Origin of the sequence: Photorhabdus akhurstii, assembly GCF_018448925.1 — a bacterium.
GTDB classification, from domain to species: Bacteria; Pseudomonadota; Gammaproteobacteria; order Enterobacterales; family Enterobacteriaceae; genus Photorhabdus; species Photorhabdus akhurstii.
The window spans coordinates 1-25,928 of sequence record NZ_RCWE01000010.1; the positions used below are offsets into that span (position 1 = coordinate 1).

Genomic DNA, 25,928 nt, shown 5'->3' on the forward strand with positions numbered 1-25,928 from the left:
AGTTCGTAATGAATTAACTGTTGTTCACTCTTCAAGACTTTAAAACGTATTTTTTTGTGATACGGTCTTGTGAGTGCCCACACAGATTGTCTGATTAATTGTTAAAGAGCAGGCTGAATCAAAAAATAACATTCTCGTTCAGCCGGGCTGCGTATACTACGCTGTTAGCCCGCAGAGTCAAGCGCTTATTCGCTTTCCTTCTGCCTGACCTCACAATGTTTATCAGCGTTGTGTCGGTCAGTGGTGGCGCATTATAGGGAGTTCTTTGACGCTGGCAAGCATTTATTTGAAAAAAACTTTCATTTGAAGATTTTTTCTTCAACATGATGACATAAAGAACAGAAAGCCTATTTTTTGATGCCTTTAATTGCTTTAGGTAAGTCTGCAAGACTATTTATTATCAAATCAGCCGCTTGTTCAGCTTCAGTGGTAACGGGTTTACCTGTGCGAACCAATACCTTAGTGCCAATTTTTGCCAGAGTCGCAGCTTGCATATCTTCGAGTTTGTCACCAATCATAAAAGAAGCCGTCATATCAATACCAAGTTCGCTCTGCGCGTCCAACAACATACCCGGCTGTGGTTTACGGCAGTCACAACTCTTCTTATATTGTTCTTGAGTTGCATCTGGGTGATGAGGGCAATAATAGATGCCATCCAAATCCACACCACGGTCTGCTAGCGACCAATCCATCCATTCCGTCAGTTGCAAAAACTGATCTTCATTGAAAATGCCACGGGCAATACCTGACTGGTTTGTGACTAATACCAGTGCATACCCCATTTTTTTCAATTCAATCATGGCTTCAATGACACCATCGATAAATTGAAAATCATCTATTTCATGTACATAACCATGATCGATATTTATTGTTCCGTCACGATCTAAAAATACGGCAGGAATACCTTGTGTCACCCGATTGCTCCAAGAATGTAAGAAGCCCTCAGTATCGCACGATTTAGCCATGAATGAGAATGCAGCAATTAATTTATTCACAGTTGACTTAGACGTCTAGACACCTTAACATCCGATTCAACGGGTGGTTTGCTTTCTCAAAAATGTTCAAGCTATCAATTTTCAAAATTTTTATAAAAATAAATAAGAATAAAAATGATAAAACTGTCTCATATCAATAAAATATTCCAGCAGGGTGCCCGTTCTATTAACGCGCTTTCAGATATCAGCCTACATGTTCCGCAAGGGCAAATTTACGGGGTCATTGGTTCATCCGGCGCAGGTAAAAGTACACTGATTCGCTGTGTAAATATGCTTGAGCGTCCAACTTCCGGGCAAGTACTGGTCGATGGTCAGGATTTAACTATCTTATCTGATAGTGATTTAACCCGTGCACGTCGTCGTATCGGCATGATTTTCCAGCATTTCAATTTGCTGTCTTCAAGAACAGTGTTTGGCAACATAGCTTTACCTTTGGAATTAGATAACATTCCAAAGGCCGAAATCAAAAAGCGGGTAGACGAGTTATTGGAGCTTGTTGGTCTTGCAGATAAGCATGATGCTTATCCAGCAAATCTCTCTGGCGGACAGAAGCAACGTGTTGCTATTGCTCGTGCTCTGGCTAATTCACCTAAAGTACTTTTATGTGATGAAGCAACCAGCGCTCTGGATCCCGCAACAACACGTTCTATTCTGGAATTATTGAAAGACATTAATCGCCGTCTGGGGCTAACCATTCTGTTGATTACACATGAAATGGATGTCGTCAAACGTATTTGTGATCAGGTAGCCGTTATTAGTGGCGGGCAATTGATTGAACAAGACATTGTTAGTGAAGTGTTCTCTCATCCCAAAACACCTATCGCTCAGGCATTTATTCAGTCAACTTTGCATCTGGATATCCCTGAAGATTATGTACAAAAAATGCAAAGCCACCCAGCACCAGATCTTAGTCCATTATTGAAATTAGAGTTCACCGGTCAGTCTGTAGATGCTCCACTAATTTCAATGGCTGTACGTCGTTTTGATATTGATATGAATATATTAAGTTCTCAAATCGACTATGCCGGTGGCGTAAAATTTGGTGTGATGCTAGCGGAATTACACGGTGAAAATGGCGGCGTTGAATCAACGATTAAGTTTTTACAAGATCATCATGTGAAAGTAGAGGTTCTCGGTTATGTCTGAAGGAATGATTTTATTACTGGCTAAAGGCGTCTGGGAAACTCTAGTAATGACTTTTGTTTCTGGTTTCTTTGGCTTCATTATCGGGTTGCCAATAGGTGTATTGTTATATGTCACCCGTCCCGGTCAAATTATGGAAAATAGCAAACTCTATCGTTTTCTTTCAGCGATAGTTAATATTTTCCGTTCTATTCCATTTATTATTTTACTGGTGTGGATGATTCCTTTTACCAGACTAATTGTGGGAACATCGATCGGTTTACAAGCTGCCATTGTCCCATTAACCATAGGTGCTGCGCCATTTATTGCTCGTATGGTGGAAAATGCTTTATTAGAAATTCCATCGGGACTAATTGAAGCCGCTCGAGCAATGGGAGCAACCCCATTCCAGATTATAAAGAAAATTCTGTTACCTGAAGCATTACCTGGTTTGCTCAATGCAGCCACAATTACCCTCATTACTTTAGTCGGTTATTCTGCAATGGGAGGTGCTGTAGGTGCAGGTGGGTTAGGCCAGATTGGCTACCAATACGGTTATATCGGCTATAATGCAACAGTAATGAATACCGTGTTAGTATTACTGGTTATTTTAGTTTATTTAATTCAATTAAGTGGTGACCGTTTAGTCAAGGCCACAACACATAAATAATAAGATCATTTTAATAGCAGTACCTGTGTCGGTACTAATAAATCAGTATTCTATAGGGGTAAAGTATGTCTGTTAAATTAAGAACAATCGCAACTATCAGCGCTCTTTTAGGTTCATTAATTTTGGCGGGTTGTGGGCAAGAAAAACAAGACCCAAACCATATTAAAGTCGGCGTTATCGTCGGCGCAGAGCAGGAAGTTGCTGAAATTGCGAAAAAAGTTGCTAAAGATAAATATGGTCTTGATGTAGAGTTAGTAACCTTTAATGATTTTGTATTACCAAACGAAGCGCTGAGTAAAGGTGATATTGATCTGAATGCATACCAGCACAAACCCTATATGGATCAGCAAATCAAAGACCGTGGTTATAAGATGGTCATAGTTGGCAACTCTTTTGTTTATCCAATTGCGGGTTATTCCAAAAAAATTAAATCTTTGGATGAATTACAGGATGGTTCCCAAATTGCGTTACCAAACGATCCAACGAACTTAGGCCGTTCTTTATTACTGTTACAGAAACAAGGTCTAATTAAACTGAAAGATGGTATAGGTTTATTGCCAACAGTTTTAGACATTGTTGAAAACCCTAAGAATCTAAAACTAGTCGAACTGGAAGCTCCACAATTACCACGTTCACTGGATGATCAAAAAATTGCTCTGGCAATCATCAACACAACATATGCCAGCCAGATTGGCCTGACTCCAGCAAAAGATGGTTTATTCGTTGAAGATAAAGATTCTCCATATGTAAACCTACTGGTTAGTCGAGAAGATAATAAAGATGCTGAAAACGTTAAGAAATTCGTTAAGGCATATCAATCCGACGAAGTTGATGAAGCTGCCAATAAGATCTTTAATGGTGGTGCTGTGAAAGGTTGGTAATCTTTCATATTACGCTCATCGATATTAGAATAATCAGGCGGACAGATTGTCCGCCTGATTTATTATGGCATCATGTTTTCGGTATTTTTTGTTAACCTGATCTACTCGCTTAACTCTAACAGTAAAAATTCGAGGATCTATAATGCGTAGGCTACTTGCCTCTTTGTTAGTACTGTCCATAACAGGATGTTCAATTCAACAAACAACATTTACTGACTCTTCCCAGTTATCAGATATGAGACTCACAAAACTATCAACTGGCGAAAAAAAACATTTTTCCTCATCCGTAAAGTTATATACCAAGAGTGAAGAATTATTAGGTGCCTCATTTAAAGATTTAGGGATTGTTTCTGGTCAATCATGTCGCAGCTCCTTACAAGATCCACCAGCGAATATCACCGTGGCTCGCAACCAGATGATAACCAAAGCAGCTTATTTGGATGCTAACGCTGTTTTATTGCATCAATGCGAAATATTATCAGGCCAAGGATGCTACCAGATAGCGATATGTGAAGGTTCAGCCCTGCTTATCACCCAATGACCGATTTCCATTTCACGCAGATAGGGGTTATCCACTCCCCTTATAAAGAAAAATTTGCCGTTCCCCGCCAACCAGGTCTTATTGAAGATGGTGGTGGGAAATTGCTACTTCTTCCTCCCTATAATCAACCGGATGCAGTTCGTGGTCTGGAACAATTTAGTCATCTGTGGGTTATTTTTATCTTCCATCAAACAATAGAAGGCGGTTGGAAGCCAATGGTGCGTCCTCCTCGTCTAGGCGGCAATGCAAAAATGGGCGTATTCGCAACCCGTTCGACTTTTCGACCAAACCCAATTGGTATGTCTCTGATTGAACTTAAAGGGATCGAATACAAGAAAGGTCAAGTTACTCTGGAACTGGGTAGCCTGGATTTAGTTGATGGCACGCCTGTTATTGATATTAAGCCTTATTTACCTTTTGCTGAATGTCAGCCACATGCAGTGGCAGGTTTTGCACAGCAAGCCCCTTCTACCGATATGGAAGTGATATTTTCGCCTGCCGCTGAGCAACAGCTCATTTCAGTTCAAAATATTTATCCGAACTTACGCCGTTTTATTAGTCAGGTTTTGGCTCAAGATCCTCGTCCTGCTTACCGGAGAGGAGAACAGGAAAATCGGGAATATGCAGCTCATTTACTGGATTTTAATGTACGCTGGAGAATCTGTGACACATTAACCGAAGTGGTCTCCATAGATCCCCATTAAAAATCAGCATATACCCTTTTGGCATCTTAAACTCACTGGTAGACTAAAGGCTTATTTTCGTTTTTTTATTGGCTGGCAAATTTTTGCCAGTCAGAAGCAATTTGCTGCTCTAATGGAACCTAACAATGCGTACTAGCCAATATCTGCTCTCTACATTAAAAGAGACTCCTGCCGATGCGGAGGTTGTCAGCCATAAGCTGATGCTGCGTGCGGGCATGATCCGTAAACTCGCTTCAGGTCTGTATAATTGGATGCCTACAGGTATCCGTGTACTCAAAAAAGTCGAAAAAATTGTTCGAGAAGAGATGAACAATGCCGGAGCGATTGAAATATCTATGCCCGTCGTACAGCCGGCAGATCTATGGCAAGAAAGTGGCCGTTGGGAACAATATGGTCCAGAGTTACTGCGTTTTGTTGACCGAGGTGATCGTCCTTTTGTACTAGGTCCAACTCATGAAGAGGTCATCACCGATTTGATTCGCAATGAAGTCAGTTCATATAAGCAGTTACCACTGACTTTATTCCAGATTCAGACTAAATTTCGCGATGAAGTTCGCCCTCGTTTCGGTGTGATGCGTTCCCGTGAATTCCTAATGAAAGACGCTTACTCTTTCCATGCTACCCAAGCATCATTACAAGAAACTTACGACAACATGTACGAAGCCTACAGCAAAATTTTTACCCGTATAGGTTTGGATTTTCGTGCTGTCCTGGCAGACACCGGCTCCATCGGTGGTAGTGCTTCCCATGAATTTCAGGTTCTGGCAGCCAGTGGAGAAGATGATATCGTTTTCTCAACTGAATCCAATTACGCAGCTAATATTGAATTAGCCGAAGCTGTTGCCCCGGCTCATGATCGCGCAGCACCAACAGAAAAAATGCATCTGGTAGAAACTCCAAATGCAAAAACAATTGCAGAACTGGTTGAGCAATTCAATCTGCCAATTGAGAAAACCGTTAAAACCCTGATGGTTCACGCAACAGAAGACGCAGGTCATAAATTGATTGCCTTACTGGTTCGCGGCGACCACGAGCTTAATGGAATCAAAGCAGAGAAATTATCTTTAGTTGCCAGCCCACTGACTTTTGCTACCGAAGAAGAGATTCGCTCAATTGTTGGCGCAGGCCCGGGTTCATTGGGACCTGTCAATCTGCCAATACCCGTTATTATCGACCGCAGTGTGGCAGTAATGAGTGACTTTGGCGCAGGCGCCAATATCGATGACAAACACTATTTCGGCATCAACTGGGAGCGTGATCTGCCGCTACCAGAAGTTGCTGATATCCGTAATGTTGTTGAAGGTGATGCCAGTCCAGATGGTAAAGGGACATTACTCATCAAACGTGGTATTGAAGTTGGCCACATCTTCCAACTTGGCACCAAATATTCTGATGCCATGAAAGCGACAGTTCAAGGCGAAGACGGTCACAATCAGATAGTCACTATGGGCTGTTATGGTATTGGTGTTACTCGTATTGTCGCCGCAGCGATTGAGCAAAATCACGATGACCGCGGTATCATCTGGCCTGATGCAATTGCACCATTCCAAGTTACTATTTTGCCAATGAATATGCACAAGTCATACCGTGTTAAAGAAGTTGCAGAGAAACTGTATGCCGATCTACGCGCTAGCGGCATTGATGTTATTTTTGATGATCGCAAGGAACGCCCAGGCGTGATGTTTGCCGATATGGAGCTTATCGGTGTACCACACACTATCGTTATTGGTGACCGTAATCTCGATAATGGAGAAGTAGAATATAAACATCGTCGCGGTGATGAAAAACAGATGCTGAAACTAGACGATGTTGTTGATTACTTGAAGCAACAACTTGGTTGTTAATTAAGATTATTGCAGTAATTTATTGAATAATATGGTGATAATGGTCATATCGCAACAGAGCATTTTACGTTTCTTGCCCATTATCACCATATATACTGAAACTAGAATTATTTCTTCATATTACAAGATTTTGATTTATCGAAATGGATTTTACCTGTCTGAATCAAAGCGGGATCAAATTGCCCATCTTCCATTGAAGGGCGGACGCTGTAATAACCTTCAACTTCAACATAAACCGGTGTTCCACCTTCCACACCGACTTGGTGATAACCTTGCTCCAAATCTAGACTTTCCGTTACAGCATACCGCTTACCTGTGCTACAATCTGTAAACAAAGCAGCATCAGCCATATAACTGTATTCACCCGCCAGTTTCTTCGGTTTTACCCGTTGCAGTTCATAATTGAATGATGATTCAATTTTATTGCCTTCAATATCGAGCATTACCAAGTTTTCACCTTCCGGTAGATAATAAGATTTCTGGTCGTCTGATTTTGTCAGGCGAATTTTCTCTCCATCTTTCGCCCATAGACCGGATTCAAAGAATGACTGGTCACCATCACGAGCACCAAGATAAGTTTGTTCCAGAATATAAGTACCGTCATTATCCAATAACAGTGTGGTATCAATACCAGAACAATCAGCGCAAGGAAGAGTACCATGAAAAGTTTGATCTACTGGCTGTGAACTCGTTTGCTGTGCTGAGTTACCTTTACATCCCATCAAAGCAGATACTCCCACTGCAACTAACGCTGTCAAAAGTTTTTTATTCACATTTATCTCCACACAGTATAATGAACTCTATAATTCTCATCTTATAAGTAACACAAGGAACATAGCGATTATTCAAGCCTAATAGCGTAAGTACCGTCCTTCTTAAGGATGTTACCCAATAATAGTAAAATAACGTGGGCTGATTTTAATACTTTTGTCAGGAACTTGCTGTGAAATAAGACTTTTATTTATTTACTGTTCAGAATGAATAACCAAAGTTATTCATTAATCACGATTGATTTCCTGTGCTATAGTCATTAACAGTGCTTTTGAGTTACAATTTTTAACAACCACGGGCGGCAATAACCGCCACTAACCATAGTGGTGAGCGAATATGTCTATAAATACTGAATATCAACCAATTAACTGTGACGACTACGACAATCTTGAGTCAACTTGCCAACATCAGCTCCATCTCCACATAAAGTTGCGGGGCGGGGAAGTTATTGAAGGAAAAGCCTGTGATTTGGTTTTAAGAAAAAAAGTTGAATACTTGATAATTGAAACAGAAGGTAAACCCCGTGAATTGCGGTTAGATCATATTGCCAGTTTCAGTCACCCTAAAATTGGCACTATTACTATTGAACACTCTGAATCTTGATAGAAAACAGCCGCCTTTGGCGGCTTAACGTTTTATTTTAACAGCGTTTTATGCCAGTTAATTGTTAACATCTCTCTTCCTTCTACCGCTTCACTTCCCTTGGTAACAAAAACACCTAACGCCGCTATCAATTGTTCGTTGTAATAAAGCAATGGAATTCGTTCTCTAAACCACGGAGCGACCCCAAGCTCTTGCCACAATTTTTTACTATGCCTGGAGTGTTGACGCCCCACAATACTTATCATTCCCTGGACACCAAAGCGAATAGTCACTCGTTCATTATCAGCCGGAACCCTTACTTGAATACCGCAATCAGCAATATTCAATTCTCCTAAGCGATCCGGTAATACCAAAGTATTGCAAATATCCCACTCAAGAATAGTCTCTCTCAAAGATTGCCATTGAGGAACCAACCAGAGTTTTTGCTTATAACGGCGTACATCATATTTACCAAATTGTAGCCGAGGCTCAGCATCAGTACGAGCAAGAGCCACCTCATGCCAAAGCCGGCTAAGCTGTTCTCGTGAAGGCATTTTTATCTCATGGTAACCAAACCAACGGCGTAACAAAGCATTTCGTTTGGCTTCTGAACATACAACCAAAGACGAAATACCCAAAGCACCATCTTGGGTTATCAACTCTTTCAAAGACTCATTCAGTAATTCATCTAGAAGCTGTTCTTGTTCACCACATAAACTTGCACTACGAGCAGCCGACTGAGGGAAATGCGGCCAACGTTGATTCAGTAACGGCATGATATGTAAACGCAGAAAATTTCTGTCATAACGATCATCTTGATTACTGTCGTCTTCAATCCAATTCAGACGATGTTTACTGGCATACATTTCCAATTCATTCCGACTATAGTCAAGTAACGGACGTAACAATAATGTATCAGCAAATACAGCGATTGAAGGCATAGAAGCAAGACCTGCCGGACCACTACCTCGCTTTAATGCCAGTAAAAAAGTCTCCGCCTGATCATCAAGATGTTGAGCGGTTACCAAAATTTCGTCTTTTTGTAATTCGCGCTTGAATACCTGATATCGAGCCTCGCGAGCCGCAGCCTCAATCCCCTTTTGACGAGCATCTATCGTGACTCTTGCAGAATGAAACGCCACTTGCCAGTCATCACAGATCTGCTGGCAATGTTCAACCCATTGATCTGCTTTTAGGTTTAAACCGTGGTGAATATGCATTGCTCTTAGTTGAATTTCCTGATTATGTTGATTACGCCAATTAACCAGCAAATGAAGCAAAACAGAAGAATCTAACCCACCACTGAATCCAACCAGAATTTTCTTATATTCACCAAGCTGTTTAGCCAAAGTGACAAATAGTCGCTCATTAATGTTTGTCATTACAGATTCAAGCGTTCTCTAATGTGCAATAATATGAATTCGTTATCGCCTATTTTATTCAGTTTAAGATCACTGCCCGTTAATAATGTTTTTAGTCACTTTCATTAAAAAGACAAAATAAATAAAACAGAAATAGTAAGGGATGGAAGTAGCTGAAATTTATCAGTTACAATCATTTCCATCCCTCATTCAAACAATGAGTTCAGATATCAACAATAACCATATTGCATTAAGCGCTGATATCGGCGGTCAATTAACTCTTCAGATGTCAGATGATCAAGCTCTGCCAGATCAACCCACAACTGAGCTTTCAACGACGCGGATATTGCTTCATAGTCACGATGGGCGCCACCTAATGGCTCTGAGATCACAGTATCGATCAATTCCAATTCTTTCAAACGAGATGCGACAATCCCCATCGCTTCTGCCGCCAAAGGTGCTTTTTCCGCACTTTTCCACAAAATTGAAGCACAACCTTCTGGGGAGATAACAGAATAAGTACTGTATTGCAGCATATTCACTTTATCACCAACACCAATCGCCAATGCGCCACCAGAGCCGCCTTCACCAATCACAGTACAAATAACAGGCACAGACAGGCGGGACATTTCACGCAAGTTGCGAGCAATCGCCTCAGATTGACCGCGCTCTTCTGCACCAACCCCTGGATATGCGCCAGGAGTATCAATGAAAGTAATAATTGGCAGTTTAAAGCGTTCTGCCATTTCCATCAGGCGCAAAGCCTTACGATAGCCTTCTGGCGCTGGCATACCGAAATTACGACGAATTTTTTCTTTGGTTTCACGGCCCTTTTGGTGACCAATAACCATCACTGGACGCCCATCAAGACGAGCCAGACCACCCACAATCGCTTTGTCGTCAGCATATGCACGATCACCCGCAAGCTCTTCAAAATCAGTAAAAATATGCTGAATATAGTCCAACGTATAAGGACGACGTGGGTGACGAGCAAGTTGAGCAATTTGCCAGGCACCTAAATCTGAAAAGATTTTTCGAGTCAATTCCAGACTTTTTTCCCGCAAACGTTGTACTTCTTCATCCAGATTTATATCTAATTTTTCACCTTGACGGCTAACTGCGGTTAGCGAATCAATTTTCGCTTCCAGCTCGGCAATCGGCTGTTCAAATTCAAGAAAATTCAGACTCATAACATTCCTATTTTAGTCAAATTCTAATTCTACCTGCTCATTACCCAGCAGAGTTCGCAAATCTGTCAGAAGGTTATCCGTTGGCGTTACCCTCCACGTCGCACCAAATCTTAAACGGGCGCGGGCGTCTTCCCTCTGGTAATAAAGATGAACTGGTATCGTTCCCGAACGATGTGGTTCCAATGCACTACGAAGACGGTTCAACAATTGATCATCAATTTGCCTGTCTGACAGCGAGATAGCAAGCCCACGCGCATATTTTTCACGCGCTTCACTAATATCCATTAATTCACGAGCTGTCATTTTAAGACCACCATTGAAGTCATCAAAGCTGACCTGCCCTGTAGCAATTAATATCCGGTCTTGTTCTAACAAATGCCGATATTTCTCCAAGGCATCGGAAAATAACATAACTTCTAGACGTCCTGAACGGTCATCTAAGGTACAAATACCAATCCGGTTACCCCGTTTGGTTATAATCACTTTGGATGCTAACACTAACCCTATCACAGTCGTTACCTGACCGCGCGGTGTTGGATTCACATCTTTTAACCTCAATCCATTAGTATAGCGCTCAATTTCTTTTAAATAACGAGTAATAGGGTGCCCGGTTAAATAGAGACCCAACGTTTCCCGTTCACCGTCAAGAACAATCTGTTCCGGCCATTGAGGAATATTGGCATAAGAGCGTTCCACTTCTTCTGGCTCTTCAGCTAATACACCAAACATGTCAGTCTGACCAGTCGCTTCCGCTTTAGCATGTTGATCCGCCGCTTTTAGGGCATCTTCCAGCGTAGACATCAATGCTGCACGGTGCGGCCCCAAACGGTCAAATGCCCCTGACATGATCAGTTTTTCCATCACTCGGCGACTTAACTTCTTGATGTCAACACGGGCACATAAATCAAACAGTTCTCTAAAATAACCACCTTTCTGACGAGCTTCGATGATCGCTTCAATCGGCCCTTCACCTACCCCTTTAATTGCACCGATACCATATACGATCTCCCCGTCATCATTAACGTGGAAATGATACAAGCCACTATTGATATCAGGTGGTAAGATTTTCAACCCCATGCGCCAGCATTCATCAATCAAACCAACAACTTTTTCTGTATTATCCATATCAGCAGTCATTACCGCAGCCATGAATTCAGCCGGGTAATGTGCTTTCAACCATAAGGTTTGATAAGAAACCAAGGCATACGCAGCAGAGTGAGATTTGTTAAATCCGTAACCGGCAAACTTTTCTACCAGGTCAAAGATTTTCATTGCCAGTTGGCCATCAATACCCAGTTTTTTTGCTCCGTCTTCAAAGACAGAACGCTGCTTAGCCATCTCCTCCGGTTTTTTCTTGCCCATCGCTCGTCGGAGCATATCTGCACCACCGAGAGTATATCCCGCCAGCACCTGAGCAATCTGCATCACTTGTTCTTGGTAAAGGATAATGCCGTAAGTTGGCTCTAACACTGGCTGTAAAGATTCGTGCTGCCATTGTATATCCGGGTATGAGATCTCTTCCCGACCGTGTTTACGGTCAATGAAGTTATCCACCATGCCTGATTGCAAAGGACCTGGACGGAATAAAGCAACAAGCGCGATCATATCTTCGAAGCAGTCGGGACGCAGACGTTTAATCAGATCCTTCATACCACGGGATTCAAGCTGAAATACCGCTGTTGTTTCAGCGCGTTGCAACATATCAAAGCTTTTAGCGTCACTCAGCGGAATTGCTGCAATATCAATCGGCTCCAGACCTTTCTTCGCTCTACGCGCGTTGATCATCTCTAATGCCCAGTTGATAATGGTCAGTGTCCTCAGTCCGAGGAAATCAAATTTCACCAACCCTGCATATTCCACATCGTTCTTATCAAACTGAGTAACCGGATTCAAACCTTCCGGGTCACAATAGAGAGGCGAAAAATCGGTGATTTTAGTTGGAGCGATAACCACCCCACCCGCGTGTTTCCCGGCATTACGAGTAACACCTTCCAATTTACGCGCCATATCTATCAGCGCCTTAACTTCCTCATCCGCTTCATAGATTTCAGGAAGTTGTGGCTCCGCGGCAAATGCTTTCTCCAGCGTCATACCTGGATCAAGCGGTATCAATTTGGAAATCCGATCAACAAATCCGTATGGATGCCCTAGCACTCGGCCAACATCCCGGATTACCGCTTTCGCTGCCATTGTACCGAATGTGATGATCTGAGATACGGCGTCACGGCCATATATATCAGCCACATGATCAATCACCAGATCGCGTTTTTCCATACAGAAATCGACGTCAAAATCAGGCATCGAAACACGTTCAGGGTTTAGGAATCGTTCAAATAGCAGGTCAAATTCCAAAGGATCGAGATCGGTTATTTTCAGGGCATAAGCCACCAAAGAACCAGCCCCCGAACCACGTCCAGGACCTACAGGAACACCGTTGTCTTTCGACCACTGAATGAATTCCATCACGATCAGGAAGTAGCCAGGAAATCCCATCTGGTTGATAACCCGAAGTTCAATATCGAGCCTCTCATCATATTCAGGACGTTTTTCTGCACGTACCTTAGGATCTGGATAGAGAAATGCCAAGCGTTCTTCCAACCCTTGTTTAGATCTATCTATCAGATAATCTTCAGTACTCATTTCTCCCGTAGGGAATTGCGGCAGGAAATATTCACCAAGGCGAATAGTGACATTACAGCGCTTAGCAATTTCTACACTGTTCTCCAGCGCTTCAGGAATATCAGCGAATAGTTCACACATTTCCTGTTCACTACGCAGATATTGCTGAGGACTGTAATTTTTCGGGCGTTTGGGGTCGGCCAAAGTATAGCCATCATGAATCGCTACGCGAATCTCATGTGCATCAAAATCTTCGCTATCAATGAAACAAACATCATTAGTTGCAACGACTGGCAGGTTTTTTTCCGTTGCCAGTGCAACCGCGGCATGAAGATAACTCTCTTCATCCGCACGCCCAGTGCGGATCAACTCCAAATAATAACAGCCGGGAAAATGCTCCTGATAAAACTCAAGACATTGGTCCACCATGACCTGATTACCACGTAGCAGGAATTTACCCACATCCCCCATACGGCCACCAGAGAGTAAGATTAGACCTTCTTTATGGTTTATCAGCCATTCTAGTTTAATTGTCGGACCAATCGCACCATATCCCTTCTGATAAGCCTCTGATATCAGCAACGTCAGATTATGATAACCGGTATTATTGCGCGCAAGAATGGTGAGGCTAGCGTACTCATCACCAAGCAGTTCACTTTCTACATAGAAATCAGCACCAATAATCGGTTTTACTCCTGCTCCATGAGCACTGCCGTAAAATCTCACCAACCCACACAAATTAGTAAAATCAGTGATCGCAAAAGCCGGCATACCTAACTGCGCAACCTTTTTCACTAAAGGGCTGGTTTTGGCTAAGCCATCAATCATTGAATAGTCGCTGTGAACACGTAAGTGCACAAAACGGGGTTCGGCCATATATTTATCCAGATGATATCAATTTGAAGAATAGCGGTATTCAGTCAACCAGTTTACTTAAAAGCCAATCGCTCTCTTAACTGGCGCAAAGCTTTTACGATGATGTTCTGTCGCACCCAACTGAGCCAACTTTTCTAAATGAAATGCGGTCGGGTACCCTTTATGCTTAGCAAATCCATATTCAGGAAACAGTTGATCAAGTTCAGCCATTTCCCGATCTCTGGTAACTTTTGCCAAGATAGAAGCGGCACTGATTTCAGCAACAAGTCCATCGCCTTTTATCACCGCTTGTGCTGGCATAGGTAATTTAGGGCAACGATTACCATCAATCAGCACATATTCAGGAGAAATAGGCAAATTAGCCACCGCCCTCTGCATCGCAAGCATAGTTGCATGCAGGATATTCAATTGATCAATTTCCGCCGGTTCTGCACGCCCTAAACTCCAGTACAACGCTTTTTCTGTGATCTCCAGATACAGTGCCTCACGGCGTTTTTCACTCAGTTTTTTAGAATCAGCCAAATCCACTATCGGCCGTAACGGATCTAAAATCACAGCCGCAGTTACAACTGCACCCACTAACGGGCCTCGACCAACTTCATCAACCCCAGCAATCAGACTCGCCTGAGGATATATAAATTCCATCATTTTCCTGCCAATTCCAACACGGCTTGTGCTGCTTGTTCGTCAGCATTACAACGAATGCTTTCATGCAAATGTAAAAATGTCTGTTTCAATACTTCAACTTTTTCATTGCCTTGTAGTAACGGCAACAATTTATCTGCAAGTTTTTGCGGCTGACATTCTTCCTGCAATAATTCTTTAACTAACTCTTCACCGGATAATAAGTTAGGCAATGAAACATAAGGCGTTTTTACCAGACGTTTTGCCAACCAGAAAGTTAATGGCTTCATCCGGTAACCAACCACCATTGGACATTTTGCCAACATACATTCCAAAGCAGCGGTACCAGAGGCCAAAAGCGCGGCATCACTTGCAATCATGATTTCTCGCGCTTTGCCATCCACAAGATGAACATTCAGCTCTGGCGCAACTTCCTGCTTAATGCGCTCAAATTGTTCACGCCGTTTAACATTCACCAACGGCACAAATACATGCAGATCAGGTATGCTTTGCTGCAATAACTGAGCTGTTTTAAGAAAATCCGCACTCAGCATCTCAACCTCAGAATGACGACTCCCAGGCAATAAAGCCAAGCAAACAGCCTCTGGCGGAATATCTAATAGTTCACGCGCCGCTGCTTTATTTGGTTGCAATGGCATGGCATCCGCCATCGTATGTCCAATAAACCGGCACGGAACATTAAACTTATCGTAAAACGCTTTTTCAAAAGGTAAGAAAGCGAGAACCATATCTGTAGCTTTACCAATTTTGAAAACACGTTTTTGCCGCCAAGCCCATACCGACGGGCTAACATAATGAATAGTGCGAATGCCTCGCTGTTTTAACCGACCTTCCAAGGTGATATTGAAATCCGGCGCATCAATACCCACAAATACATCAGGTTTCAATTCAGTGAAACGGGTTGTCAGATCCTTACGTATTTTCAGCAAACGAGGCAAACGTTCGAGAACTTCAACAACCCCCATTACTGCTAGCTCTTCCATCTCATACCAAGCTTCACAACCTTCAGCCTGCATAAGAGGACCCGCCACACCGACAAAACGGGCATTAGGTACTTTTGCTTTTAAAGCACGAATCAAACCTGCACCAAGGATATCACCGGAGGTTTCTCCGGCGATTAATCCAATAGTCAGCGGACGCAGACTATCAATAGAAGAAATGGTAGCCAAAGGAGTATCCTTCATCTACTTAACGGATAATGCCGCGGGTAGAATTTGCCAAAAAATCACTGAAAATCTTTACATGCTGATTATTTTCAGCCAGCTCAGCAATTTCTTGTTGTGCTTCTTCTAACGTTTTTCCGTTACGATACAAAATTTTGTACGCATTTCTAATTGCATGCAATGACTCTTTATCAAAACCACGGCGTTTCAGACCTTCGACGTTGGTGCCAAAAGGTGTTGCATGATTCCCCTGAGCAATAACATATGGCGGAATATCCTGTACCACTCCGGAACACCCTCCCACCATAGCATGAGAGCCTATCTGACAGAACTGATGAATCGCACTCATACCACCAATGATGACATAATCCCCCAGGATAACATGCCCCCCTAAAGTACCATTATTCGCAATGACACAACGATCACCGACAATACAGTCATGAGCAATATGGGCATTAATCATCAACAAATTATCATTGCCGATTTTCGTTACACCGCCACCTTGCACGGTGCCACGATGAATGGTGACACTTTCGCGGATACGGTTACGATCACCAATTTCAACTCGGGTTGGTTCACCGTGATATTTCAGGTCCTGATTCATTTCGCCAATAGAAGCAAATTGAAAAATCTGGTTATCACGACCGATTTTGGTTATTCCATTGACAACAACATGAGATTTCAGCTCTGTACCTTCGCCAATTTCAACCTGAGAACCAATACAACAAAACGGTCCAATACGAACATTAGCACCGATAACCGCGCCATTTTCTATAATAGCGCTAGGATGTATATAAGCGGTTTCATCAATCATAGACTAGACCTCACGACGGCGAGCACACATCATTTCTGCTTCGCAAGCTACTTCTCCATCGACTTTCGCTACGCCTCTACAACGCGCAACCCCTCGACGCTCCTTAATAAATTCTACTTCTAATATCATTTGATCCCCAGGCACTACCGGACGTTTAAAACGGGCACCATCGATAGCGGCAAAATAATAGAGCTCATTTGGCTCTAGTTTACCCACACTCTTAAATGCCAGAATTCCGGTAGCCTGTGCCATAGCTTCAAGGATCAGAACGCCAGGGAAAATAGGTTTGCCGGGAAAATGTCCCTGAAAGAAGGGTTCGTTAAAAGATACATTTTTTACTGCACGTAAGAATTTACCTTCCTCAAAATCAAGAACGCGATCCACCAATAAAAACGGATAACGATGTGGAAGTAGATCTAAAATTTCTTCAATGTGCAGAGTATGATTATCACTCATCTAAATACTCTTCCTGTCAAAAAGGACTAATTGTATTAACGACACGGCCCGCTTAAACCCCAAATCCAGAGTTCCCAGGCAGGCCGCAAAATAAAACACAACCAAAAATAAAAATATAGTGCAATTAAATCTAGTACAATTAAATATAGTGCAATTACTCGTTTTCGCCTTCCAGTTTACTCTCCATTGACTTAAGACGTTTATTCATTTCATTGATATTCATGACTAAAGCTGCCGTCTTACGCCAAACTTTATTTGGTTGTGCCGGAATGCCAGAGGAGTATACACCAGGTTCAGTGATAGGACGCATCACCATACTCATTCCCGTGACTGTTACCTTATCACAGATTTCCATATGTCCATTAATTACACTGGCGCCGCCAATCATACAGTAACAACCAATTTTCAGACTACCAGCCATGATCACACCGCCAGCAATCGCCGTATTGTCACCAATGATAACATTATGAGCAATCTGACACTGATTATCGATAATGACGCCATTGCCGATAATAGTATTATCCAAAGCTCCCCGATCGATCGTCGTACAAGCGCCAATCTCAACCCGGTCACCAATAATAACTGAACCTAATTGAGGGATTTTAACCCACTTACCACGATCATTCGCATAGCCAAAACCATCAGACCCAATCACTGCTCCTGATTGGATCAAACACTGTTCACCCATTTCAATATTGTGATAAACAGAGACATTCGCCCAAAGACGACTTCCCGCGCCAATACGCGTATTTTTACCAATAAAGCAGCCTGCGCCGATAACCACATTGTCACCAAGCACAACGCCAGACTCGATAACCGCATTGGCTCCAACAGCAACATTCTTACCCAAAGTCACCAGAGGTGAAATCACCGCAGAAGGGTGAATATCCTGTGCGGGAACCGGTGTTGTATCCATAATCTGAGCCATATAGGCATATGCCAGATAAGGATTGGCGACAACCAACGCAGGAATATTGCAATAAGGAAGATCTGACGCCTGGAGAACGACAGCGGCTGCCTGACATTCACCTAAACGCTCACGGTAACGACTGTCAGACAAAAAAGTGATCTGCTCGCTATTGGCAGAATGCATTGGTGCAATACTGGTGATAACAATATCGCCATCACCATGTAATTGTGCATTCAACTGCTGAGCTAAATCAGCCAATCGAATTGAAGACATCTATTATTTAACCTGTTTCAATACACTTGCAGTAATATTTTTGCCAGATACTGAATAAGCAACAGCATTCGCATCAATAACGACATCATAGCCTTCTTTGCCAGCAACTACTTTGATCGCGTCCTGAATACGACTTAGAATTTTGTTGCGTTCTTCCATCTCGCGACGACGGTGATCTTGTTCAAAAGCTTGAGCTTTCTTGGCAAATTCTTCACGCTTAGCCATCACATCTTTTTCCAGCTTAGTACGCTCACTGGATTTCATAGTGGAACCATCACGCTGTAATTTCTGGATCTTGGATTGCAAGTCAGTTTCCATCCGTTGCAATTCAGATGCGCGGTTTTTAAACTCATTTTCCAACTGCTTCGCAACAGCTTCGCGGGCTGGCAATTGCTGGAAAATCTCGCCAACATTTACAACGGCAATTTTGTCTGCTGCCTGAACGCCAGCAGAGAAAGCTAATGCAATACCAAAGCTTGCTGCACACAACCATTTTTTCACTATAAACTCCTTAAACCACGCTATCTGTAACCTATTGGAAAACTTAGTCAATGCTCTGAAACCTACGATTTCAGAGCTTGCTCTATCAATAATAAGATAAAAACGCATTATCACCAGGTTTTGCCAATATTAAATTGGAATTGCTCTGATCTATCACCTTCGTAGTCTTTGATCGGCTTAGCATAAGAGAATACCAGCGGACCTAAAGGAGACATCCATTGCAATGCAATACCCGCCGAAACACGGATATTACCTGGTTTACTGTAATCAGGTATGCCTCTGCTCTTCATAGCAGCAGAATCATTCCAATAGGTATCCCAAACCGTACCTGAATCAATAAAGAATGAAGTTCGGACAGAGTTCGAATACTTACTATCAAGGAACGGCGTTGGAGTAATCAGCTCAAGGCTAGCTACCGCCATTGCATTCCCCCCCACGGCATCGCGAGATGGGCTATCTTTCTTAGGATCATCTTTTCCATTCAGATAAATCGCTTTAGGCCCAATATTGTTAGAACGGAAACCGCGAACCGTACTGGAGCCACCTGCATAAAAGTTTTCATAGAATGGCAACTCTTTACCGCCTAATCCATCCCCATAACCTAAACGACCACGCCCTAAAATCACCCAAGTATGATCGTCATTGATCGGATAATACGCAGAAGTATCAAGAGTCACTTTATAGAATTCGTTATCCGAACCAGGAATAGTCACTTTACCATTCAGAGTCGATTTCACGCCGGATGTTGGGAAGAAGCCACGGTCAAGGTTGTTATATGTCCAACCTATATTCAAAGCAAAGTCATCCGCTTTGAACTCAGCTTTATTTTTATAATCTGGTTTCTCACCCATAGAATTCAGATAGCGCCACATAGCTGCCTGAGGAAGCATATCAGACAGTGAGTTATGCACATAATTTAACCCAAAACGCAGGGAGTTATTTTCATTAACCGGGAAACCGAGGAAACCATCTATACCATAACTTTGGTTGGTATAACCGGATAATTCAGCATCATCAGCTCTGAAATCATTGTAGAATACCCGGCCACCAAGACTCACTCCGTTAACTGTGAAGTATGGGTCAGTGAAGGAGAGCTCTGCATAGGTTGAATAATCGTTCTTACTAGCATTAATCCCCACAGCATTACCTGTACCTAACCAGTTATCTTGCTGAGCGCCAACCTGGAAACTAACGCCGCTTTCTGTACCAAAACCAACACCAAAGTTCAAAGAGCCGGTATTACGTTCTTTAACTTTATAAACGACATCTACCTGATCAGGGCTGCCTGGTACACGCTGAGTTTCAACATCTACCGTTTCGAAATAACCCAAACGGTTAAGACGCTCTTTACCCAGTTCAACCAGATCACTCCCTAACCAAGCTCTTTCCATCTGACGCATTTCACGACGCAGAACAGAATCTTTAGTGGTGTCATTACCAGAGAAACGAATTTTACGAACATAGAAACGGTTACCCGCATCAATATTGACATGCAGTTTTACTGTCTTGTCTTGATCATTGATTTCAGGTTGCGTCATCACTCGTGGGTAAGCATAACCATAGCGACCAAGCAAATTCTTGATGTCATTTTCCATTTTAGTCACCTGAGTCCCGTTATACAGAGATCCAGGCTCAATGACAGCCAGTTTAGTAATTTCTGACTGATAACCCGCCATATTACCGTTCAGGTCAATACCTGATATTTTGTATTGATCCCCTTCAGTTATATTTATCGTGACATAAATACCTTTTTTATCTGGCGTCAAACTGACCTGAGTCGAATCAATGTTAAAACGGGCGTAACCGCGATCAAGGTAAAAACTGCGCAATGCTTCAAGGTCACCAGTCAGTTTTTGTTTCTGATATTTCTGATCGGCAGTCAAATTCCACCACGGCACATCATCTCTAAGTTGGAAACGATTCAATAACTCATCAGAAGAAAATGATTTATTACCGACAATGTTAATTTGCTGGATTTTTGCCGAAACACCTTCAGCGAAAACCAGTTTTAAATCGACACGGTTACGTGGAAGTGGCGTAACAACCGCTTTTACACTGGCGTTGTATTTACCCACACTGTAATAGAAATCCTCTAATCCTCTTTCGATATTGGACAGCATCGTGCGGTCAAGGGCTTCTCCGACTCGAACATGAGATGCTTCAAGGTTTTGTTTCAACATGTCATCTTTCACCGATTTATTGCCGGAGAAAGTGATGCTGGCAATAGTCGGCCGTTCTTTTACCTGAACAATAAGTGTATTGCCATCACGCAGGACACGAACGTCTTCAAAGTTACCAGTAGCAAATAGTGCATGAATGGTACGACCGATATCTTCATCGCTGACCGTATCACCTACGCGAACTGGCATATTCAATAATGCTGCACCTACGGCGACGCGTTGAAGACCTTCAAAGTGAATGTCCTGAACTACGAATCCGTCTGCACCGTATGCAGTGGCGCTGCCGAACAGCAGCGACGCTATGAGTAACTTTTTCATCGCCATCGTTGTAATGCGTCTTCCTAACCAGTCTTCCGCTTTAAAAACGGGAGAAATCATTGAAAAGTGCAAGCCCCATCAATAACACCAGTATCATGGCACCGATGCGATAGCTGAAGTCTTGTACACGCTCGGAAACCGGCCCCCCTTTTATCTTTTCGATAAACAAGAAGAGCAGGTGTCCACCATCTAACACAGGTAATGGGATTAGGTTAATAATCCCAAGATTGACGCTTATCAGCGCCAAAAACATCAAATAATACACCAAGCCGGAATCAGCCGACACCCCCGCTCCTTTGGCGATAGAGATAGGCCCACTCAGGTTGTTAATTTTCACATCACCAACGATCAGCTTACCAATCATACTGACAGTTAATCGCATCAGTTGCCAAGTCTTATCTCCAGCTTGATACATGGCAGAGAAAGGCCCGTATTGCTGAACGATTCTATATTCATCGGCTAATGGCACAACTCGCAGTTCCACACCGGCAAAACCAACTTTCCTGCCACCGGATTGTTGTTTTACTTCCGGCGTCATAGAAAGAGAAATAATATGACCAGCCCGATCCACGGAAAGTTCCAGCGGGACATTAGGATTATTACTGACAAAGGATGTAAAAGTATGCCAAGCATCTATTTCCTGGTCACCGACTTTAACTATCCTATCCCCCTTTTGCAAACCCGCCTTTTCCGCTGCGGAGCCAGGAATAACTTTTTCCACCAGAGAATCCAAACGAGGACCGACAGGCATAATCCCTAGAGACAATACAGGGTCCTGCTTATCAGGATCAAAGCTCCATTGCCGCAAATCCAGAATTTTCTCTACCGGATATGATGAACCAGGAGAGATAACCTGAACGGTCATATTATCATCACCTATCTTGCCCACCAGAGCAAAACGAACTGAATTCCAATCAGGCGTTTCGATACCATCTACGGATTTTAGTTCCATTCCCGATGAAATATTTGCTTGCGCAGCGATAGAATCTGATTTGATATCCGCAACAACAGGACGTATTGCCGGCACGCCAATAATAAACACTAACCAATAAACCACAGCCGCCAATAAAAAGTTAGCAATTGGCCCAGCACTGACAACCGCGGCACGTTGACCAAGTGTTTTATTATTGAATGCCATATGACGGTGTTCAGGAGAAACAGGTGAAACACGCTCATCAAGCATTTTCACATATCCCCCCAATGGAATAAGGGCTATAACATATTCCGTTCCCTGGCTATCCATACGCCGCCATAACGCTTTACCAAAACCAATGGAGAAACGTTCAACGTGAATACCACACTTTCTGGCTACCCAAAAATGACCGAACTCATGCACAGTGATCAATATGCCTAGCGCAATAATAAAAGCCGCCAGATTCCAGAGAATTCCCATCATATTTTTTAAACGCCGTCAAACAGAGAGATCAAAACACCAGCAATATCATGCCGGCAAAGACAGGGATCGCAGCAGTCAAACTATCAATACGATCCATAACACCGCCATGCCCCGGAATTAGCTGGCTGCTATCCTTAATACCTGATTCACGTTTGAACATACTCTCAGTTAAATCACCAAATACAGAAGCGATAACAACAATAGCAGAACACAACATAAGTTTTTCAGGCATTGCAGGTACTGGAGCATATTTCCCAAACAACCATGAAATAATGGCCGCTGTCATTAATCCTCCGATTAATCCTTCCAGCGTTTTTCCTGGAGAAACTTTCGGCGCCATTTTACGTTTACCTAAAGTACGTCCGAAAAGATAAGCACCAGAATCCGCCCCCCATACCAGCAACATGACATACAGTAACCACCATGCGCCATAATATGAATTATCACCATATCCTTGGGTCCGTAAGACCATCATTCCACAGTAGAACGGCACTAATGTCAGGATACCAAACAAAAGGCGCAATAAAATGGATTTCTTCCAAATTGCAGCGGAAGAAGGGTAGGTAACAACCAGAAGCGTCGCGACAATCCACCAAATCATCCCCCCCCATAGGGCAAAAGTGATTTGCGGCTGTCCAATCAAATCAGTGAAATCTGGCAGAGTATACTGTAGGGCTAATAAACCAATAGCAAACAGAGCCGCCAGAATAGCCCGTTTCGTTTGGCTGAATAAGCCAGCGAATTGCCCCCATTCCCATGCGGCAAGGGCTGAAACAGCGATAATAACCAGCCCAAACGCTACTGGCGGCAGCAAAAACAGAGCGGCAATCACAAGAGGGATTAATATCACAGCCGTTATAAGGCGGTACTTCAGCAAGAGTTCCTCCTATGATCCCACATCGGCATCGTCTGGTATTGTTCCGCCAAACCGGCGTTCTCTTTTAGCAAAGGCATTAATTGCACCTTCAAAAACAGTTTCATCAAAATCAGGCCAGAGTATATCGGTAAAATAGAATTCTGCATAAGCTATCTGCCATAACAGAAAATTACTGATACGATGCTCACCTCCGGTTCTGATGACTAAATCAACCTGAGGCTGCTGGCTTAGATTCATATAATTATTAACTAATTCTTCAGTAATATCCTGTGGCTCAAAGGAATTATCTTTAATCTGTTGAGCAATTTTCTGAACACTTTGAACTATATCCCAACGACCACCATAATTTGCAGCAATATTAAGTCGCAGCCCCGTATTATTAGCAGTCAACTTAACTGAGCGACAGATACGATCCCGTAAACGCTCACTGAACCGGCTGATATCGCCAATAACAGATAATCTAATATTATGCTTATGTAAACTTTTGACTTCGCTATCTAGTGCAAAAATAAATAATTCCATTAAAGAACTGACTTCTTGCTCCGGTCGATTCCAGTTTTCACTACTGAAAGCGTATAGCGTCAGTGACTCAATTTTATGTTTAGCCGAGAAACTCACCGCACTCCGTACCGCTTTAATCCCCGCACGATGACCAAAGGCTCTTAATTTCCCTCGCTTCTTTGCCCAACGGCCATTACCATCCATAATAATAGCAACATGTTTAGGTAATAATGACGATAAATCGTTCTGATGATGATTGCTGGATAATATCACTCAATTAATCCTTTACTGGTCAGGGTAATTCTCTTACAAGTTCAGGCATCCAAACGTAAAAAAGCCGTGTCTGGTATCCACGGCCTGGGTAAAAGCCTAATTATCTGGAAGAGAACTTCCAAAATCTGGACCGTTAATTATATCAACCAACAGTTATACGCAAACTATACCATCAGGTAAAAATGCGGACAAATACCCATTTGCCAATCCAAGACTACCTGATAAATGAACGAATAGTCTTCATAGCCAACTCTCTTGCGAGATTATCAATCTGTAAGACCTCCTCAATGCTCTGAGGTTCCGGCAAATTTAATTTTTCTACAACCTGCCGGTTTATAATTGCAATATCTGTGAAAGAGATTCCATTTTGTAAAAAAACCTTAACGATCTCTTCATTCGCTGCATTCAAGGCTGTCGTTGCAGCCTGGCCTGCGTGGCAAGCTTCAATAGCCAGTTTCAAACATGGATACCGTTCATAATCTGGTTTCGAGAACGTCAGTGTACCTAAAGAATAAAAATCAAGAGGTTCAACACCAGAAGCAATACGATTTGGGTACGCCATTGCATAGGCAATTGGTGTACACATATCCGGCGTTCCTAATTGAGCAATAACGCTGCCATCCTGATAACGGACCATAGAGTGAATAACCGATTGAGGATGGATTACCACTTCCATTTCCGCCGCAGATGCATTGAACAAGCAACACGCCTCAATATATTCCAACCCCTTATTCATCATTGTCGCAGAATCTACCGAAATCTTACGCCCCATCGACCAATTCGGATGAGCACAAGCCTGGTCCGGTGTAACAAAAGCCAATTGCTCCAAAGGAGTATGACGAAAAGGCCCGCCAGATCCTGTCAGAATGATATTAGCAATTCCGTGTTGTTTTAGATCTCCGCGTCCAAGGTTTCGCTGTATGACTTCAGGTAAGCTCTGGAAAATAGCATTATGTTCACTGTCAATGGGTAATAGTTGAGCATTATGTTGCGCCACCGCATCCATAAAAAACCGACCACTGGTAATCAGCGACTCTTTATTAGCAAGTAAAATCTGTTTACCCGCACGGATGGCCGCCAGCGTTGGTAATAAACCGGCAACACCAACAATCCCAGACATCACCTGATCAACATCATTCAACGCAGCCAAATCACACGCAGCCTGTTCCCCGAAAAATACTTCGGTTTTACAGCCTTGTTCAATGAGCAACTGACGCAACTCTTTTGCGGAAACTTCGTCCGCCATTGCAGCATATTGAGGCCGAAATTCCAGACATTGCTCAGCCATAACCTGGATATTTTTTCCTGCGGCAAGCGCTGTTACTTTAAATTTATCCGGATGATTGCGAACTACAGTAAGTGTACTTTTGCCTACGGAACCTGTGGAACCAAGGATGGTCAACCTTTTCATACTGATGCTCTGAATTGTTTTATTTGGTGTGTATTAATACTTGTCTGATTTGCC

Annotated in this window: 23 protein-coding genes; 7 read left to right on the forward strand and 16 right to left on the reverse strand. The window is 42.8% G+C overall.

The features are described from left to right. Positions 1 to 347: 347 nt before the first annotated feature. Complete coding sequence (gene gmhB / locus EAE93_RS12665; protein ID WP_036812079.1) at positions 348 to 914, reverse strand: D-glycero-beta-D-manno-heptose 1,7-bisphosphate 7-phosphatase; 567 nt, start codon at positions 912 to 914, stop codon at positions 348 to 350. 195 nt (positions 915 to 1,109) lie between these two features. Between gmhB and metN the strand changes: the two genes are divergently transcribed. From metN to proS, 6 genes are all read left to right on the forward strand, one after another. Continuing rightward, a complete protein-coding gene (metN, locus tag EAE93_RS12670) occupies positions 1,110 to 2,141 on the forward strand; it encodes a methionine ABC transporter ATP-binding protein MetN (RefSeq protein ID WP_036781210.1) in 1,032 nt (343 codons plus the stop codon). Then, positions 2,134 to 2,787 (forward strand): methionine ABC transporter permease MetI, encoded by a 654-nt coding sequence (locus EAE93_RS12675; RefSeq protein ID WP_036781212.1) that lies wholly within the window; start codon positions 2,134 to 2,136, stop codon positions 2,785 to 2,787. Before metN ends, EAE93_RS12675 begins: the two co-directional genes overlap by 8 nt. A gap of 65 nt (positions 2,788 to 2,852) precedes the next feature. Then, the gene (locus EAE93_RS12680) at positions 2,853 to 3,668 is read left to right on the forward strand and encodes a MetQ/NlpA family lipoprotein (RefSeq protein WP_036812082.1); all 816 of its coding nucleotides are present in this window, start codon (positions 2,853 to 2,855) and stop codon (positions 3,666 to 3,668) included. Between the two features lie 142 nt (positions 3,669 to 3,810). Beyond that, a complete protein-coding gene (gene rcsF, locus EAE93_RS12685) occupies positions 3,811 to 4,209 on the forward strand; it encodes an Rcs stress response system protein RcsF (RefSeq protein WP_214039808.1) in 399 nt (132 codons plus the stop codon). Further along, on the forward strand, positions 4,206 to 4,913 hold the full coding sequence (gene tsaA, locus EAE93_RS12690) for a tRNA (N6-threonylcarbamoyladenosine(37)-N6)-methyltransferase TrmO (RefSeq protein ID WP_036812087.1): 708 nt from the start codon (positions 4,206 to 4,208) through the stop codon (positions 4,911 to 4,913). Before rcsF ends, tsaA begins: the two co-directional genes overlap by 4 nt. 125 nt (positions 4,914 to 5,038) lie before the next feature. After that, positions 5,039 to 6,757, forward strand: a complete 1,719-nt coding sequence (proS, locus tag EAE93_RS12695) for a proline--tRNA ligase (RefSeq protein WP_214039809.1) — start codon at positions 5,039 to 5,041, stop codon at positions 6,755 to 6,757. A 107-nt stretch (positions 6,758 to 6,864) separates the two neighbouring features. On the opposite strand, the gene nlpE is transcribed toward proS, so the two are convergent. Next, complete coding sequence (gene nlpE / locus EAE93_RS12700) at positions 6,865 to 7,530, reverse strand: envelope stress response activation lipoprotein NlpE (RefSeq protein WP_105398858.1); 666 nt, start codon at positions 7,528 to 7,530, stop codon at positions 6,865 to 6,867. A 334-nt stretch (positions 7,531 to 7,864) separates the two neighbouring features. Between nlpE and rof the strand changes: the two genes are divergently transcribed. Next, entirely contained in the window at positions 7,865 to 8,131 is a 267-nt protein-coding gene (rof, locus tag EAE93_RS12705) for a Rho-binding antiterminator (protein WP_036781226.1), read from the forward strand. Between the two features lie 32 nt (positions 8,132 to 8,163). Here the strand turns inward: rof and tilS are convergent, their stop codons facing one another. From tilS to ispC, 14 genes are all read right to left on the reverse strand, one after another. After that, positions 8,164 to 9,492 carry a tRNA lysidine(34) synthetase TilS gene (tilS, locus tag EAE93_RS12710; RefSeq protein WP_214039810.1) on the reverse strand — a complete coding sequence of 443 codons (1,329 nt, stop codon included), beginning with the start codon at positions 9,490 to 9,492 and terminating at the stop codon, positions 8,164 to 8,166. A 209-nt stretch (positions 9,493 to 9,701) separates the two neighbouring features. Continuing rightward, entirely contained in the window at positions 9,702 to 10,661 is a 960-nt protein-coding gene (gene accA / locus EAE93_RS12715) for an acetyl-CoA carboxylase carboxyl transferase subunit alpha (protein WP_214039811.1), read from the reverse strand. A 12-nt stretch (positions 10,662 to 10,673) separates the two neighbouring features. Beyond that, positions 10,674 to 14,156 carry a DNA polymerase III subunit alpha gene (dnaE, locus tag EAE93_RS12720; RefSeq protein ID WP_040151390.1) on the reverse strand — a complete coding sequence of 1,161 codons (3,483 nt, stop codon included), beginning with the start codon at positions 14,154 to 14,156 and terminating at the stop codon, positions 10,674 to 10,676. Positions 14,157 to 14,213: 57 nt separating this feature from the next. Next, positions 14,214 to 14,804 (reverse strand): ribonuclease HII, encoded by a 591-nt coding sequence (rnhB, locus tag EAE93_RS12725; protein ID WP_214039812.1) that lies wholly within the window; start codon positions 14,802 to 14,804, stop codon positions 14,214 to 14,216. Continuing rightward, positions 14,801 to 15,985, reverse strand: a complete 1,185-nt coding sequence (lpxB, locus tag EAE93_RS12730; RefSeq protein WP_046397437.1) for a lipid-A-disaccharide synthase — start codon at positions 15,983 to 15,985, stop codon at positions 14,801 to 14,803. Before lpxB ends, rnhB begins: the two co-directional genes overlap by 4 nt. Before the next feature lie 4 nt (positions 15,986 to 15,989). Next, positions 15,990 to 16,778: an acyl-ACP--UDP-N-acetylglucosamine O-acyltransferase gene (gene lpxA / locus EAE93_RS12735; protein WP_214039813.1), complete on the reverse strand. Its 789-nt coding sequence runs from the start codon at positions 16,776 to 16,778 to the stop codon at positions 15,990 to 15,992. 3 nt (positions 16,779 to 16,781) lie between these two features. Beyond that, positions 16,782 to 17,234, reverse strand: a complete 453-nt coding sequence (fabZ, locus tag EAE93_RS12740; RefSeq protein ID WP_036781244.1) for a 3-hydroxyacyl-ACP dehydratase FabZ — start codon at positions 17,232 to 17,234, stop codon at positions 16,782 to 16,784. 154 nt (positions 17,235 to 17,388) lie between these two features. After that, positions 17,389 to 18,417 (reverse strand): UDP-3-O-(3-hydroxymyristoyl)glucosamine N-acyltransferase, encoded by a 1,029-nt coding sequence (gene lpxD, locus EAE93_RS12745; protein WP_040151394.1) that lies wholly within the window; start codon positions 18,415 to 18,417, stop codon positions 17,389 to 17,391. 3 nt (positions 18,418 to 18,420) lie between these two features. After that, a complete protein-coding gene (gene skp / locus EAE93_RS12750; protein ID WP_036812315.1) occupies positions 18,421 to 18,918 on the reverse strand; it encodes a molecular chaperone Skp in 498 nt (165 codons plus the stop codon). 110 nt (positions 18,919 to 19,028) lie between these two features. Continuing rightward, a complete protein-coding gene (bamA, locus tag EAE93_RS12755; RefSeq protein ID WP_214039849.1) occupies positions 19,029 to 21,422 on the reverse strand; it encodes an outer membrane protein assembly factor BamA in 2,394 nt (797 codons plus the stop codon). Positions 21,423 to 21,456: 34 nt separating this feature from the next. After that, entirely contained in the window at positions 21,457 to 22,812 is a 1,356-nt protein-coding gene (rseP, locus tag EAE93_RS12760) for a sigma E protease regulator RseP (protein ID WP_082301055.1), read from the reverse strand. Positions 22,813 to 22,840: 28 nt separating this feature from the next. Continuing rightward, positions 22,841 to 23,689 carry a phosphatidate cytidylyltransferase gene (gene cdsA, locus EAE93_RS12765; protein ID WP_036812101.1) on the reverse strand — a complete coding sequence of 283 codons (849 nt, stop codon included), beginning with the start codon at positions 23,687 to 23,689 and terminating at the stop codon, positions 22,841 to 22,843. Between the two features lie 9 nt (positions 23,690 to 23,698). Further along, positions 23,699 to 24,394, reverse strand: coding sequence for a (2E,6E)-farnesyl-diphosphate-specific ditrans,polycis-undecaprenyl-diphosphate synthase (gene ispU, locus EAE93_RS12770; RefSeq protein ID WP_250151016.1), 696 nt, complete (start codon positions 24,392 to 24,394; stop codon positions 23,699 to 23,701). A gap of 283 nt (positions 24,395 to 24,677) precedes the next feature. Continuing rightward, positions 24,678 to 25,874, reverse strand: a complete 1,197-nt coding sequence (gene ispC, locus EAE93_RS12775; protein WP_036812102.1) for a 1-deoxy-D-xylulose-5-phosphate reductoisomerase — start codon at positions 25,872 to 25,874, stop codon at positions 24,678 to 24,680. Positions 25,875 to 25,928: the final 54 nt, after the last annotated feature.